Source organism: Streptomyces sp. NPDC047841 (genome assembly GCF_040704085.1).
Classification (GTDB): Bacteria; Actinomycetota; Actinomycetes; order Streptomycetales; family Streptomycetaceae; genus Streptomyces; species Streptomyces argyrophylli.
The window spans coordinates 94,019-108,180 of the sequence record NZ_JBEYRP010000001.1 but is presented as its reverse complement, the minus strand read 5'-3'; the positions used below and the strand labels follow the sequence as shown (position 1 = coordinate 108,180).

11 protein-coding genes are annotated in these 14,162 nt (G+C 73.8%); 9 read left to right on the top strand and 2 right to left on the bottom strand.

What is annotated here, in order from left to right; translation table 11 throughout:
• The first annotated feature begins 212 nt into the window (after positions 1–212).
• The 6 genes from AB0947_RS00450 to AB0947_RS00425 all read left to right on the top strand — a co-directional run bounded on the left by AB0947_RS00450 (position 213) and on the right by AB0947_RS00425 (position 7,551).
• Positions 213–1,106: an FAD binding domain-containing protein gene (locus AB0947_RS00450; protein WP_366748061.1), complete on the top strand. Its 894-nt coding sequence runs from the start codon at positions 213–215 to the stop codon at positions 1,104–1,106.
• Positions 1,106–1,681, top strand: a complete 576-nt coding sequence (locus AB0947_RS00445) for a (2Fe-2S)-binding protein (protein ID WP_366748060.1) — start codon at positions 1,106–1,108, stop codon at positions 1,679–1,681. The genes AB0947_RS00450 and AB0947_RS00445 overlap by 1 nt, the downstream gene beginning before the upstream one ends.
• Before the next feature lie 2 nt (positions 1,682–1,683).
• Positions 1,684–4,065 (top strand): molybdopterin cofactor-binding domain-containing protein, encoded by a 2,382-nt coding sequence (locus AB0947_RS00440; protein WP_366748059.1) that lies wholly within the window; start codon positions 1,684–1,686, stop codon positions 4,063–4,065.
• Positions 4,066–4,220: 155 nt separating this feature from the next.
• Positions 4,221–5,678: an NCS2 family permease gene (locus AB0947_RS00435; RefSeq protein WP_366748058.1), complete on the top strand. Its 1,458-nt coding sequence runs from the start codon at positions 4,221–4,223 to the stop codon at positions 5,676–5,678.
• 39 nt (positions 5,679–5,717) lie between these two features.
• Positions 5,718–6,869: an XdhC/CoxI family protein gene (locus tag AB0947_RS00430; protein ID WP_366748057.1), complete on the top strand. Its 1,152-nt coding sequence runs from the start codon at positions 5,718–5,720 to the stop codon at positions 6,867–6,869.
• Positions 6,870–6,912: 43 nt separating this feature from the next.
• Complete coding sequence (locus AB0947_RS00425; protein ID WP_366748056.1) at positions 6,913–7,551, top strand: LysE family translocator; 639 nt, start codon at positions 6,913–6,915, stop codon at positions 7,549–7,551.
• A gap of 28 nt (positions 7,552–7,579) precedes the next feature.
• Here AB0947_RS00425 and AB0947_RS00420 read toward each other — a convergent pair whose 3' ends face one another.
• Complete coding sequence (locus tag AB0947_RS00420; protein WP_366748055.1) at positions 7,580–8,020, bottom strand: SRPBCC family protein; 441 nt, start codon at positions 8,018–8,020, stop codon at positions 7,580–7,582.
• A gap of 192 nt (positions 8,021–8,212) precedes the next feature.
• Here AB0947_RS00420 and AB0947_RS00415 point away from each other — a divergent pair, with 192 nt between their 5' ends.
• The gene (locus tag AB0947_RS00415; protein WP_366748054.1) at positions 8,213–9,226 is read left to right on the top strand and encodes a DUF2278 family protein; all 1,014 of its coding nucleotides are present in this window, start codon (positions 8,213–8,215) and stop codon (positions 9,224–9,226) included.
• Positions 9,227–9,239: 13 nt separating this feature from the next.
• Here AB0947_RS00415 and AB0947_RS00410 read toward each other — a convergent pair whose 3' ends face one another.
• Complete coding sequence (locus tag AB0947_RS00410; RefSeq protein ID WP_366748427.1) at positions 9,240–10,007, bottom strand: polysaccharide deacetylase family protein; 768 nt, start codon at positions 10,005–10,007, stop codon at positions 9,240–9,242.
• Between the two features lie 177 nt (positions 10,008–10,184).
• On the opposite strand from AB0947_RS00410, the gene AB0947_RS00405 reads away from it, so the two are divergent.
• Complete coding sequence (locus AB0947_RS00405; protein WP_366748053.1) at positions 10,185–11,882, top strand: serine protease; 1,698 nt, start codon at positions 10,185–10,187, stop codon at positions 11,880–11,882.
• Complete coding sequence (locus AB0947_RS00400) at positions 11,879–14,146, top strand: tetratricopeptide repeat protein (protein ID WP_366748052.1); 2,268 nt, start codon at positions 11,879–11,881, stop codon at positions 14,144–14,146. Before AB0947_RS00405 ends, AB0947_RS00400 begins: the two co-directional genes overlap by 4 nt.
• Positions 14,147–14,162: the final 16 nt, after the last annotated feature.

Below are 14,162 nucleotides of genomic sequence, written 5' to 3'. Positions count from 1 at the left end.
TGAGCGATGACCTCCGTTCATACGAATCTACAAGATGCTCCCGCTGGCCAGCGAACTCCTTCATGGTTTCGGTGACTGACCCCGTCGGAGCACAGGACGGTGTACTGAGGCCACTCCGCGTGAACAGCACATGAACGAGCCGGGCCCGCCGCACACGGATTGGCTCAATCTGCACGACCTCAAGAGCACTGAGACGAAGAAGAGAGCCGGTCATGGACTTCCTTCGCCCCGCCAGCTGGGAGGAGGCGCTCGCCGCGAAGGCCGAGCACCCCACCGCTGTGCCGATTGCGGGTGGCACCGACGTGATGGTCGAGATCAACTTCGATCACCGCAGGCCCGAGTACCTCCTCGACCTGGGCCGCGTCGGCGACCTCTACGAGTGGGAGGTCGGCGAGGACACCGTGCGGCTGGGTGCCTCCGTCCCGTACACCGCGATCATGGAGAACCTCCGTGCCGAGCTGCCGGGCCTCGCGCTCGCCTCGCACACGGTCGCCTCCCCGCAGATCCGCAACCGCGGCGGCGTCGGCGGCAACCTCGGCACGGCCTCGCCCGCCGGCGACGCCCACCCCGCCCTGCTCGCGGCCGGCGCGGAGGTCGAGGTGGAGTCGGCGGCCCGAGGCACCCGGCGCATCCCGGTCGACGCGTTCTACACGGGCGTCAAGCGCAACGCGCTCCACCCGGACGAGCTGATCCGCGCCGTACACATCGACAAGGCCGACGGCCCGCAGCAGTACTCCAAGGTCGGCACCCGCAACGCCATGGTCATCGCCGTGTGCGCCTTCGGTCTCGCCCTGCACCCGCGGACCCGGACCGTGCGCACCGGCATCGGCTCGGCCGCGCCCACCCCGGTGCGGGCCACGGCCGCCGAGGAGTTCCTGAACGCGGCCCTGGAGGAGGGCGGCTTCTGGGACAACGGGAAGATCATCACCCCGTCGGTCGCCAAGCGGTTCGCGGACCTGTGCTCCGCTGCCTGCAACCCGATCGACGACGTCCGGGGCACCGCGAGCTACCGCCGGCACGCGGTCGGCGTGCTGGCCCGCCGGACGCTGACCTGGACCTGGGAGTCGTACCGCGGCGCCCGCCGCGCCACCGAGGGAGCTGCGTGATGCGCGTCAACTTCACCGTCAACGGACGCCCGCAGGAGGCCGACGACGTCTGGGAGGGCGAGTCCCTGCTGTACGTGCTGCGCGAGCGGCTCGGCCTGCCGGGCTCCAAGAACGCCTGCGAGCAGGGCGAGTGCGGTTCCTGCACGGTCCGCCTCGACGGCGTGCCCGTGTGTTCCTGCCTGGTCGCGGCCGGCCAGGCCGAGGGCCGGGACGTCGTGACCGTCGAGGGCCTGGCCGGCCACGCGAGGCAGCGCTCCCGCGGGACGGGCGCCCGCGGCGGCACGAGTCCGGACGAGGCCAGGGGATGGCAGGCCGAGGGCGCCGGCTCGCACACCGGCGAGGGCGCCGGACTGAGCCCCGTCCAGCAGGCGTTCATCGATGCCGGCGCCGTCCAGTGCGGCTTCTGCACCCCGGGCCTGCTCGTCGCCGCCGACGAGATGCTGGAGCGCAACCCGAACCCGAGCGACGCCGACATCCGCGAGGCGCTGTCGGGCAACCTGTGCCGCTGCACGGGCTACGAGAAGATCATGGACGCGGTCCGCCTGGCGGCCGCCCGCCAGTCCGAGGGGGTCTGAGCATGCCGGCCAACGGCGCACCCACCAAGATCACCCAGGGGTCGCAGACCAGGGGCGGCATCGGGGAGTCCACGCTCCGCCCGGACGGCACCCTCAAGGTGACCGGCGAGTTCGCGTACTCGTCCGACATGTGGCACGAGGACATGCTGTGGGGCCAGATCCTGCGCTCCACCGTCGCGCACGCCGAGATCGTCTCCATCGACACCTCCGAGGCCCTCGCCCTGCCCGGCGTGTACGCCGTCATGACGTACGACGACCTGCCCACCGAGGTGAGGAACTACGGCCTGGAGATCCAGGACACCCCGGTCCTCGCGCACGGCAAGGTCCGCCACCACGGCGAGCCGGTGGCGATCGTAGCCGCCGACCACCCGGAGACGGCCCGCCGCGCCGCGGCGAAGATCAAGGTGGACTACAGGGAGCTGCCCGTCGTCACCGACGAGGCCTCCGCGACCGCACCGGACGCGATCCTCGTCCACGAGCACCGCGACGACCACCACGCCGGGCACGTGCCGCACCCGAACATCGTGCACCGCCAGCCGATCGTCCGCGGCGACGTGGCGGAGGCGCGCCGGCGCGCGGACGTGATCGTGCGGGGCGAGTACACCTTCGGCATGCAGGACCAGGCCTTCCTCGGCCCCGAGTCCGGCCTCGCCGTGCCCGAGGAGGACGGCGGCGTCCACCTCTACATCGCCACCCAGTGGCTCCACTCCGACCTGCGCCAGATGGCGCCCGTCCTCGGCCTGCCCGAGGACAAGGTGCGCATGACCCTGGCCGGCGTCGGCGGTGCCTTCGGCGGACGCGAGGACCTGTCCATGCAGATCCACGCCTGCCTGCTGGCGCTGCGCACCGGCAAGCCGGTGAAGATCGTCTACAACCGGTTCGAGTCCTTCTTCGGGCACGTCCACCGCCACCCCGCCAAGCTCCACTACGAGCACGGGGCCACCCGCGACGGCAAGCTGACCCACATGAAGTGCCGGATCGTCCTGGACGGCGGCGCCTACGCCTCCGCCTCCCCGGCGGTCGTCGGCAACGCCGCCTCGCTGAGCGCCGGCCCGTACGTGATCGACGACGTCGACATCGAGGCCGTCGCCCTCTACACCAACAACCCGCCCTGCGGTGCGATGCGCGGCTTCGGCGCGGTCCAGGCGTGCTTCGCCTACGAGGCGCAGATGGACAAGCTGGCGAAGGAACTGGGCCTGGACCCGGTGGAGTTCCGGCAGCTCAACGCCATGGAGCAGGGCACCGTCATGCCGACCGGGCAGCCGGTCGACTCCCCGGCGCCGGTCGCCGAACTGCTGCGCCGCGTCAAGGCGATGCCCATGCCGCCCGAGCGCCAGTGGGAGTCCAGCGAGGGCGCCGACGTGCGCCAGCTGCCCGGCGGACTGTCCAACACCACGCACGGCGAGGGCGTCGTACGCGGGGTCGGCTACGCGGTCGGCATCAAGAACGTCGGCTTCTCCGAGGGCTTCGACGACTACTCCACCGCCAAGGTGCGCATGGAGGTCGTGGGCGGTGAGCCCGTCGCCACCGTGCACACCGCGATGGCGGAGGTCGGCCAGGGCGGAGTCACCGTCCACGCGCAGATCGCCCGCACCGAGCTGGGCGTCGCACAGGTGACGATCCACCCGGCGGACACCCAGGTGGGCTCGGCCGGTTCGACCTCGGCCTCCCGGCAGACGTACGTCACCGGCGGCGCCGTCAAGAACGCCTGCGAGCTGGTCCGCGAGCGGGTCCTGGAGATCGGCCGGCGCAGGTTCGGCTCCTACCACCCCGCCTGGGCCACGGCGGAACTGCTGCTGGAGGACGGCAAGGTCGTCACCGACGGCGGGGAGGTCCTCGCCGACCTGGCCGACGTGCTGGAGGACCAGGCCGTGGAGGTCGAGGAGGAGTGGCGGCACCGGCCGACCGAGCCCTTCGACCTGCGCACCGGCCAGGGCAACGGACACGTCCAGTACTCCTTCGCCGCCCACCGCGCGGTCGTCGAGGTCGACACCGAACTCGGCCTGGTCAAGGTCGTCGAACTGGCCTGCGCCCAGGACGTCGGCAAGGCGCTCAACCCGCTCTCCGTCATCGGCCAGATCCAGGGCGGTACGACCCAGGGCCTGGGCGTGGCCGTGATGGAGGAGATCGTCGTGGACCCGAAGACCGCGAAGGTCAGGAACCCCTCCTTCACGGACTACCTGATCCCCACCATCCTCGACACGCCGACCATCCCGGTCGACGTGCTCGAACTCGCCGACGAGCACGCCCCGTACGGGCTGCGCGGCGTCGGCGAGGCCCCGACCCTGTCGTCCACCCCGGCCGTCCTCGCGGCGATCCGGAACGCGACCGGGCTGGAGCTCAACCGCACGCCGGTGCGGCCCGAACACCTGACGGGAACGTGACCCTTCGGGGATCCAGCCGGTGATTCTCCGGGGGGACCTCGTCCCCCCGGGCCCCCACTGTTCGTCTCGGGCCGTCCCCCGGGTCGTCCAATCCCAAATCCCGTGCCCGGACAAGGCGCCGCACGGGTGCACCTATGAACCTTGGGAGTTGGCCCATGACCCAGCAGTCAGTGGAGCCCGGGACCGCCGCCGAGGACGCGGGCGAAGGCAGCCGCGTCCCGGCCGGGCGGTCCTGGCTCGACCGGTACTTCCACATATCCGGAAGAGGATCCACGGTCGCGCGTGAGGTGCGCGGCGGCATCACCACCTTCATGGCGATGGCCTACATCCTCCTGCTCAACCCCCTCATCCTGTCCGGCAAGGACGCCGCCGGGGACACACTCGGCCAGAAGGCGCTGATCACCGCGACCGCGTTCGCGGCGGCCTTCACCACGCTGCTGATGGGGTTCGTCGGCAAGGTGCCGCTCGCCCTCGCCGCCGGCCTCTCCGTCTCCGGCGTCCTGTCCTCGCAGGTCGCCCCCGCCATGACCTGGCCGCAGGCCATGGGCATGTGCGTGCTGTACGGCGTGGTCATCATGCTGCTGGTCGTCACCGGCCTGCGCGAGATGATCATGAACGCGATCCCGCTCGCGCTCAAGCACGGCATCACCATGGGCATCGGCCTGTTCATCGCCCTCATCGGCTTCTACAAGTCCGGCTTCGTGCACCAGGGCAAGGCCACCCCGCTCGCCCTCGGTCCCGCCGGGGAACTCGCCGGCTGGCCGGTGCTGCTCTTCGCCGGCACCCTGCTGCTGATCTTCATGCTCCAGGCCCGGAACGTCCCCGGCGCCATCCTCATCGGCATCGTCTCCGGCACGGTCGTCGCCGCCGTCCTCAACGGCCTCGGTGTCATCGCCCCGGCGCAGTGGGCGGGCGGCGCCCCCCGACTGCACGGCAGCGCCGTCTCGATGCCCGACTTCTCGCTCTTCGGGCAGGTGGAGTTCGGCGGCTGGGGCGAAGTCGGCGCGATGACGATCGGCATGATCGTCTTCACCCTGGTGCTCGCCGGCTTCTTCGACGCGATGGCCACCATCATCGGCGTCGGCACCGAGGCGGGACTGGCCGACGGCGAGGGCCGGATGCCGGGCCTGTCCAAGGCGCTGTTCATCGACGGCGCCGGCGGCGCGATCGGCGGTGTGGCGGGCGGCTCCGGCCAGACCGTGTTCATCGAGTCGGCGACGGGCGTCGGCGAGGGGGCCCGCACGGGGCTCGCCTCCGTCGTCACCGGCCTGTTCTTCGCGGCCTGCCTGTTCTTCACCCCGGTCACCGCGATCGTGCCGCAGGAGGTCGCCTCCGCCGCGCTGGTCGTCATCGGCGCCATGATGCTGATGAACGCCCGGCACGTGGACTGGGCCGACCGCGCGACCGCGATCCCGGTCTTCCTGACCGTCGTCCTGATGCCGTTCACGTACACCATCACCACCGGTGTCGCCGCGGGCGTCATCTCCTACACCGCCATCAAGGCGGCACAGGGCAGGGCCCGCGAGGCCGGCGCCTTCATGTGGGGCCTGACGGCCGTCTTCCTGGTGTACTTCGCCCTCCATCCCATCGAGGCATGGCTGGGCGTGCACTGACCACCCTGACACCCGCGACCCGTTCGAGGAGACCGACAGATGCTGGACATCGCCGAGGAGCTGGACCGGTGGGCCGAGCAGGGCCGTGACTTCGCCGTCGCCACCGTGGTGGCCGTCGGCGGCAGCGCCCCGCGCCGGCCCGGCGCCGCCCTGGCGGTGGACGCCGACGGCACGGCGATCGGCTCGGTCTCCGGCGGGTGCGTGGAGGGCGCCGTGTACGAGCTGTGCCGGCAGGCGCTGGAGGACGGCCACACCGTCCTCGAACGCTTCGGGTACAGCGACGAGGACGCCTTCGCCGTCGGCCTGACCTGCGGGGGCGTCATCGACATCCTCGTCACGCCGGTCCGGGCGGACGGTCCCGCCCGGCCGGTGTACGCGGCCGCGCTGGCCGCCGCCGCCCGCGGGGAGGCGGCGGCGGTCGCGCGGATCGCCGAGGGCCCCGGGGAACTGCGCGGCCGGGCCCTCCTGGTCCGGCCCGACGGGTCGTACGACGGCGGCTTCGGCGCCCACCCCGAGCTGGACCGCACGGTCGCCGCCGAGGCCCGGGCCTTCCTCGACGCGGGCCGCACCGGCACCCTGGAGATCGGCGCACAGGGCTCGCGCTGCGGCACCCCGCTCACGGTCCTCGTGGAGTCCGCCGTCCCCGCACCCCGGATGATCGTCTTCGGCGCGATCGACTTCGCGTCGGCACTGGTCCGGATCGGCGCGTTCCTCGGCTACCACGTCACCGTGTGCGACGCCCGCCCGGTCTTCGCCACCCGCGCCCGCTTCCCCGAGGCCGACGAGATCGTCGTCGACTGGCCCCACCGGTACCTGGAGCGCACCGAGGTCGACGGCCGCAGCGTCCTGTGCGTCCTCACCCACGACGCCAAGTTCGACGTCCCGCTGCTGAAGCTGGCGCTGCGGCTGCCGGTCGCCTACGTCGGCGCGATGGGTTCCCGCCGCACCCACCTGGACCGCGCCGAGCGGCTGCGCGCGGTCGGCGTCGGCGAGCGGGAGCTGGCCCGGCTGCGCTCCCCGATCGGGCTGGACCTCGGCGCCCGCACCCCGGAGGAGACGGCGCTGTCCATCGCGGCGGAGATCGTCGCGGGCCGGCGCGGCGGCAGCGGGGTGCCGCTGACCGGTGGACACACCCCCATCCACCACGACACGGCGGCGGGGACGGCGGGACGGATCGGGTCGGTGGCCTGAAAAGCGTTTGCCGGCCGCCGCCGCCCCTGTGTTGCATGACGGCATGGTGTCCCCCGACCGGCTGGCGGCCTTCGCCGTCCTGTCCCTCCTGCTCATCATCGTCCCCGGCCCCAGCGTGCTGTTCGTGATCGGACGGGCGCTGGCCCACGGCCGCCGGGCCGCGCTGACCACCGTCGTGGGCAACACGCTCGGCGCGTACCTGCTCGTCGTCGCGGTGGCGTTCGGCGTCGGACCGGTCGTCGAGCGCTCGGTCCTGGTCTTCACGGTCCTGAAGCTCGCGGGCGCCGCGTACCTCGTGCACCTCGGCGTCAAGGCGTGGCGGCAGCGCGGCTCGCTGCGGGCCGCGGTCGCGGAGTCCGGCCCGGCGCGCGGTGGTCTGCGCACCCTGGGGGAGGGGTTCGCGGTCGGCGTGGCCAACCCCAAGACGATGGTCTTCTTCGCCGCCGTACTGCCCCAGTTCGTGGACCGCCAGCAGGGTCACGTGCCCGCGCAGATGCTGCTGCTGGGGCTCGTCTTCAACGCCATCGCGGTGATCTCCGACGCCGTCTGGGGCCTGGCCGCCTCGGCCGCCCGCGACTGGTTCGCCCGGTCCCCCCGCCGGCTGTCCGCGGTCGGCGGAACGGGTGGCCTGACGATGATCGGCCTGGGTGTGACGGTGGCCCTGACGGGCCGCGGGGACTGAGGGCCGTGCGGGGGCGCCCGCCCCCGGCTCACCCCCGGGTCAGCAGGTGGTCCGCCGCCCGGCCGAACAGCAGGCGGGAGGCCGACTCCAGGGGGCCGTCGAAGACCCGGGGGAGGAAGCGGACGCTCAGGTCCTCCCGCCACACCACGCGGCTGCGGCCCCCGGGCGCCGGGTGGACCTCGATCTCCGCCCAGCCGAGGACCAGCCGCCCGCGTTTGTCCAGACGGCACAGCGCGGGCACGTCGCCGGCGGGCGGGCGCCACACCGTCACCTCCATCACGTCGTCGACGGCGAGCGGGCCGACCCCCGACCGGGCCACGAAGCGCGTGCCCTCACGGGTCGGCGGGGGCGTGAGCACCCTGATCCGGGTCAGCGGCACCGCATCGGCGTGGCGCGGCCAGTCGGTGAGCCGGCGCCACGCCTCGCCGGGCGACAGCGGGACCGTGCGTTCGAAGGAGATGGTGGGCACGGCACGATCCTAGGCAAGGGGGCCCGGTCACCTGCGCGTTCAGCCGCCGCGCCGTCCCGTTCGCGTAGCAGGTGTCCGCCGGGAGTCGTACCCTTGAGCCGTGGGTGCGCGGGCGGTGCCACGGGGACACCGCTTCCGCGCTTCCTGCCCCGGGCCGGTCAAGCGGCCCGTCTTACGGGGGAGTTGATCGTCATGCCGGTGAAGAACTACGGCGTCCTGGTGGCCCGCGTCGTCGAGACACGGCGCGAGGGCGCGCGGGAGACACCGCACTACCAGATCCACCTGACGGACGACCACGGCACGCACTACCGCGCCGCGGTCAACGTGCTCTCCCAGGAGCACCCCTCCGAACTGCTCTACCTGGTCGCCGACGACTTCCGGCACCCGCTGACCACCGCCCTGGAGGGCCTGCCCGGCGGCTGGAACACCCTGCCGGCCGGCCCCGGCGGCCCGGCCCTCGACTTCGTGCGCGGCAACCTGTTCGACCCGGCCGGGATGCGCACGCTCCCGCCGGACGTCGAGGGACCGGACAACGACCTCGCCGACCTCCTCGACCACTACGTGCAGCGCGCGGTCGCGGCCCCGGAGGCGCGGGCGTACGTCTTCGGCTCCCGCTTCGGCCCCGAACCCGCCGTCAAGGACAAGGTGTTCGGCTTCCTGCCGGGCAACGGCGTGCACGACGTCCACATGAACCAGGGCAACAGCCGCCGCTTCCGGGGCGACGACGGGGTGTGGCAGGACGGCGGGCTTCTGCTGCGCTTCCCCGCGCAGTCCCGCTGGGTCGGCATCTTCCTGGCCTTCCAGAGCCAGTCCTGGCACACCGACGACACCACCGGGCACACCCTGGAGGACGTCGACGGCACCCGGCCCACGTCCGGCGCGCAGCCCGTGGTGATCGTCGCCGCGGCGGTCAACCCGAAGGGCCCCGCTCCCGAGGCGGAGACCGTGACCCTCCTCAACGCCTCGCCCGAGCCCGTGGACCTGACCGGCTGGCGGATCGTCAGCCGCCTCGGCCACGGTTCCCCGGTCCCGGCCACGGCCCCGCTCGCGCCCGGCGGCTGCCTCGCCGTGCCGCTCACCGAGGAGACCCCGCTCGGCAACCAGGGCGGCGAGATCACCCTCCTCGACGCGGCCGGCCTGAAGGTCCACGGCGTCTCCTACACCGCCGGACAGGCGTCCCGCGAGGGCTGGTCGGTGGTGTTCTGAGCCCCGGGAGGCGCTACGGGCGGTACACCTCGCCCGGCTCGGCCCTGCCGGGCGCCAGCAGCTGGGGGACCGTCACGAAGACGTAGCCCCGCGCCTTCAGCGCGTCGATGATGCCGGGCACGGCGGGCACGGTCCCGGGGTAGATGTCGTGCAGCAGGATGATCCCGTCCCGGGACGACTGGTCGAGGACCCGCTTGGTGATGAGCGCCGGGTCGTCGGTCGTGTAGTCCTTGGCGGTCACGCTCCACAGCACCTCCGCCAGGCCCAGCTCCTTGCAGATCTTGTGCACGTCGGCGTCGGTGCGGCCCTGCGGCGGGCGCATCAGCGTCGGCTTGTGCCCGGTGAGCCGCTGGATGGCCTCGTCGGGCCGGTTCAGCTCCTCACGTATCTCCTCGTCCGATATCCGGGTGAGGATCTTGTGGTCCCACGTGTGGCTCGCGACCTCGTGGCCCTCCGCCGCCATCCGCTTGACCAGCTCGGGGTACTTCTCGATGTGCCGCTTGCCGAGCAGGAAGAAGGTGGCCGGGACCTTCTTCTCCTTCAGGATGTCGAGCAGCCGCGCCGAGTTCTCGCTGGGGCCCGCGTCGAAGGTGAGCGCGATGCACTTGGCCTGACGGCAGTCGACGGTCCCGAACCGGGCCGGCGCCCCGTGCGCCGCCTCGGCGCGAGCGGTGCTCGGGGCGGTGGTGTCGACCTCGGCGCACCCGGACAGGGTGAACGCCAGGCAGGCGGCGGCGGACGCGAGCGCCCAGCCACGCAACCTCCGGCCGGTTCCGCGCATCTTCCTGGGCGCGCCGGTGCTCGCGGACGGGGGTGTCGGGGTCGCTTCGGTCGTCAGAGGCATGCCGGGACTATACACCCTGTGTATAGCTCACGTGTTCGGGCCCCTGTGCGGCTTCCGCGACGACCCCGTGCACACCAGTAGTACCGGGCGGGTACGCGGAGTAACCTCTGGACCATGACGCGCACGGGGGAGCGAGTCGTCGCATCGCGCTTACGGACACCGTCCTGGATCGCGCGCATCGAGACACCGGACGGCCGGGTGCTGGGCGCCGGCGTGCTGCTCGCCCCCGAGCGGGTCCTCACCGCCGCACACGTCGCCAGCCCCGGCCACCGCTACACCGTCCGCCTGGTCGGCGTCCCCGGCCTCGCCGCCGTGACCGCCACCGTCCGCCCGGACGAACACGTGCCCCAGAGCGAGGACACCTTCGGCGACCGCAGCGGCGACCTCGCCCTGCTGCGCCTGGACGCCCCCCTGCCCGCCGCGCACGCCACCCGCCTCTACCGGCTCGCCGCCCCCCACGGCCCCGTCAGCATGTACGGCTTCCCGCGCGGCGACGACGGCGGGCGCTGGCACGGCGCCACCCTGGTCGCCGCGCGCGGCCGGGACAGCCAGGTGCAACTGCGCCCGCTCACCCCCGAGGAACTCGCCGACGACGGCTTCAGCGGCGGCGGCGTCGTCGACCACGCCACCGACCAGGTCATCGGCATCGTCCTGAGCGTCGACGACGGGCCGGGCTCCGCCTTCAGCTACATGAGCCCCACCGAGACCATCCTCAGCCATCTGCCGCAGGTCGCCGCCTGGACCGACGGCGCCGAGGCCGTCGACCCCCGGCTGCGCACCGGCACCGGCACCGGCGCGGCCGCCGGCCGGCTCGACGTCCCGTTCGCCACCGAACTCGCCTCCTGGTTCCGCGGCGAGGGCTGGCCGGTGCTCGTCACCGTCGTCCCCGCGCGCGGGGACCGCGCCTGGACCCTGCGGCGGGCCGTCACCCTCGCCGACCGCGAACTGCGCACCCACGGCAACACCAGCGCCGTCAGCCACGACCCGCCCGAGACCGTGCCCCCCGCCGGCGCCCACGACCTCGCCCTGGACGTCAAGGGGCTGACGGCCGCGGAGGTCATGGACCGGATCGCCGAACGCCTCGGCATCCGCGACGACCCCCGGCCCGAGCGGCTCGGCACGCTGCGCCTCCCGCTCGCCGCCGTCCTGGTCGCCGTCGACGAGGCCGCCGACCCCGACGCCCTGCTCGGCCTGCTGGACCGGCTCGCCCGGCAGGGCGCACGGCTGCTGCTGGTCTTCCGCGAGCGGGGAGAACGCGCCGAGCAGGCCGCCGAGTTCCTCGTGCACCGGCCACTGCGCGAGCGCTGGGCCCGCCTGCACACCGAACTCGACCGGATCACCGACGAGCTGGGGCCCGCACTCGACGCCCGCCGGGACCGCGTCCTGCCCCCGCCCGGCGCCCGGCTGCTGCTCGACCGGGCCGAGGCCGGCGTCCGGCGCAGCCGCATGCTGCGCGCCTGGATCGACCACGCCCCCGACCAGGAACGCCAACCCGCGCGCGCCGGGCTGCTGTTCACCTTCGAGGGCGCCGTCGGCCGCCGCCGGAGCCGCCTGGAGAAGGCCGTCCGCCTGCTCGACGCCCGGCTGCGCCGCCGCGAGGAACTCCTCGGCCGCGTCGGCGCCGAGTGGCCGCTGTGCCGGCAGCGCGCCGCCGCGCAGGGCGACCGGGTCGTGGCGGCGTACCGGCTCTACGAACAGGCCGTCTCGCTGCTGCGGCAGACCCCCTGCGACATCGAGCGGGCCGAGGCCGCCGTCGAGCGGTTCGTCGGCTTCTGCTCCGCCACCCCACCCGGTGAGGAGGGCGCCTCGTGACCTCGTGCGTCCGGCCCGGCTGCGCGGGCCGCATCATGGGCACCGGCTACTGCGACACCTGCGGCCACCGGCACGCAGAACCGCGCACCGCACCGCCGGCCCGGCCCCCCGCCGGCACCGCCGGCGAGCCCGAGCCACCCGGCCCGGCGGCCGTGCACGCCGTCGCCGGCATCGGCGAACTCGACCAGCACGGCCTGGTCGTGCTGCCCGAGGTCCCCGTCCCCGACGACGTCCTCGTCGAGGACCCGCGACCGCCCACCGGCGGCCGCCGCTGCGGCGCGAACGGCTGCACCATGACCATCGGCATCGGCTACGGCGGCCAGCCCGCCCGCGACACCGGCCGGTGCCCCCGCTGCGGCACGCCCTACTCCTTCCGGCCGCAGCTCACCAGGGGCGACGTCGTCGCCGGCCACTACAAGGTCCTCGGCTGCCTCGCCCACGGCGGCCTCGGCTGGGTGTACCTCGCCGAGGACACCCGCGCCGACGGCCACCGGGTCGTCCTCAAGGGCCAGATCAACGTCCACGACGCCCTCGCCCGCCGCACCGCCGTCGAGGAGCGGCGCTCCCTGACCGGCCTGCACCACCCCGACATCGTCCGCATCATCACCTACGCCGAGCACCGGGCCCCCGGCCACGCGCCCACCGGCTACCTGGTCATGGACTACATCGGCGGACGCTCCCTGCAACAGCTCTTCGACGCCGACGACGTCGAGCGGACCTTCCACGGCCGCCCCCGGCTCGACCACGTCCTCACCTACGGCTGCAAGATCCTCGGCGCCCTGCAGTACATGCACGAACGCGGGCTGCTCTACTGCGACATGAAACCCGCCAACGTCATCCACTTCGGCCGGGCGGTCAAGGTCATCGACCTCGGCGCCGTCCGCGCCATCGGCGACCGCACCTCCGCCTACGTCCACACGGCCGGCTACGCCCCGCCCCAGGAGGAGATCGACCGGCGCGGCTGGCACGTCGACAGCGACCTCTACACCGTCGGCATGACCCTCCAGGCCCTGGCCCGCACCACCGAACCCGCCCGCGGCCTCGCCCCCGACTCCTTCCGCCGCCTCATCGCCCGCGCCACCCACGCCGAACCCCGCGCCCGGTTCCGCTCCGCCGCCGAGATGTCCCGCCAGCTGTGGGAGGTCCTCCGGGAGTTCCGCTCGCTCCAGTTCGGCGAGCAACTGCCGGAGAGCTCCACCCGGTTCCGCGCGACCGGCGCCAGCCTCGACGCCGGACTCGGCGCCATCCCCGCCCTGGACCACTGGACCACCCGCCCCGGCGAGCGGCCCGCCGGCCTGGACGTCTCCCCGCCGCCCGCCGCCGAGGTGGCCGGAGCCCTGCCCGAGCCGCTGCCCGACCCCGACGACGGCGCCGCCCTGCTCCTGGACACCTTCCCGCCCGACGCCCCCGACCGGGTCGCCCGGCAGTGGCCCCGCGAATCCCGCCTGGGCACCCCCGAGACCGCGCTGTGGCTGTGCCGCGCCTACCTCAGGAAGGGCGAGCAGCGGGCGGCGGAGAGCTGGCTCGCCGAGGCCGAGACCCAGCTCGGCGAACGCGCCGCCCACGACTGGCGCATCGCCTGGCACCACGGCGTGCTGCACCTCAGCAAGGGCGAGGTGGAGCCGGCCGGCGCCCGCTTCGACGCCGTCTACCGGGCCCTGCCCGGCGAGTACGTGCCCAAGCTGGCCCTCGGCTACTGCGCCGAACACACCGGCTCCCGGCCCGCGGACCGCGAACGCCCCACGCGGGCCATGCGGTACTACGAAGCCGTCTGGAAACGGGACTCCGCGCACACCGCCGCCGCGTTCGGCCTGGCCCGCGGCCACCTGGCCGGCGGCGACCGGGACGCCGCCGTCCGCGTCCTCGACGAGGTGCCCGCCACCTCCCGGCACCACGACGCCGCCCGCATCGCGGCCGTCCGCGTCCGCGCCGGCGTCCTGCACGGCGACCCGCCCACCCCGGCCGGCCTGCGGGACGCCGTCCGGCGGCTGCCCGAACTGCGTCTGGACGGCGGCGCGGCGGCCGGGGAGTCCCGGGCCCGGCTGGTCGCGGAGGTCCGCGAGAACGCCCTGCACGGCCGGCCGGCCCAGGGCTGGGGACCGGACTTCCCCGCCGGGGAACTCCTCGGCCCCGGGGACGAGGACGGCCTGCGCACCCGGCTGGAGCACTCGTTCCGGCAACTGGCCGCCCAGGCCCGCACCGCGGGCGAACACGGCCGGCTCCTCGACCTGGCCCACGCGGTCCGGCCGATGACCCGGTTTTGACCACGCACGGTCCTCC

Bases quoted from the DNA above. Each gene is read 5' to 3' on its own strand.
- AB0947_RS00450 (WP_366748061.1), top strand. From the start codon at position 213: ATGGACTTCCTTCGCCCCGCCAGCTGGGAGGAGGCGCTCGCCGCGAAG.
- AB0947_RS00445 (WP_366748060.1), top strand. From the start codon at position 1,106: ATGCGCGTCAACTTCACCGTCAACGGACGCCCGCAGGAGGCCGACGAC.
- AB0947_RS00440 (WP_366748059.1), top strand. From the start codon at position 1,684: ATGCCGGCCAACGGCGCACCCACCAAGATCACCCAGGGGTCGCAGACC.
- AB0947_RS00435 (WP_366748058.1), top strand. From the start codon at position 4,221: ATGACCCAGCAGTCAGTGGAGCCCGGGACCGCCGCCGAGGACGCGGGC.
- AB0947_RS00430 (WP_366748057.1), top strand. From the start codon at position 5,718: ATGCTGGACATCGCCGAGGAGCTGGACCGGTGGGCCGAGCAGGGCCGT.
- AB0947_RS00425 (WP_366748056.1), top strand. From the start codon at position 6,913: ATGGTGTCCCCCGACCGGCTGGCGGCCTTCGCCGTCCTGTCCCTCCTG.
- AB0947_RS00415 (WP_366748054.1), top strand. From the start codon at position 8,213: ATGCCGGTGAAGAACTACGGCGTCCTGGTGGCCCGCGTCGTCGAGACA.
- AB0947_RS00410 (WP_366748427.1), bottom strand. From the start codon at position 10,007: ATGCGCGGAACCGGCCGGAGGTTGCGTGGCTGGGCGCTCGCGTCCGCC.
- AB0947_RS00405 (WP_366748053.1), top strand. From the start codon at position 10,185: ATGACGCGCACGGGGGAGCGAGTCGTCGCATCGCGCTTACGGACACCG.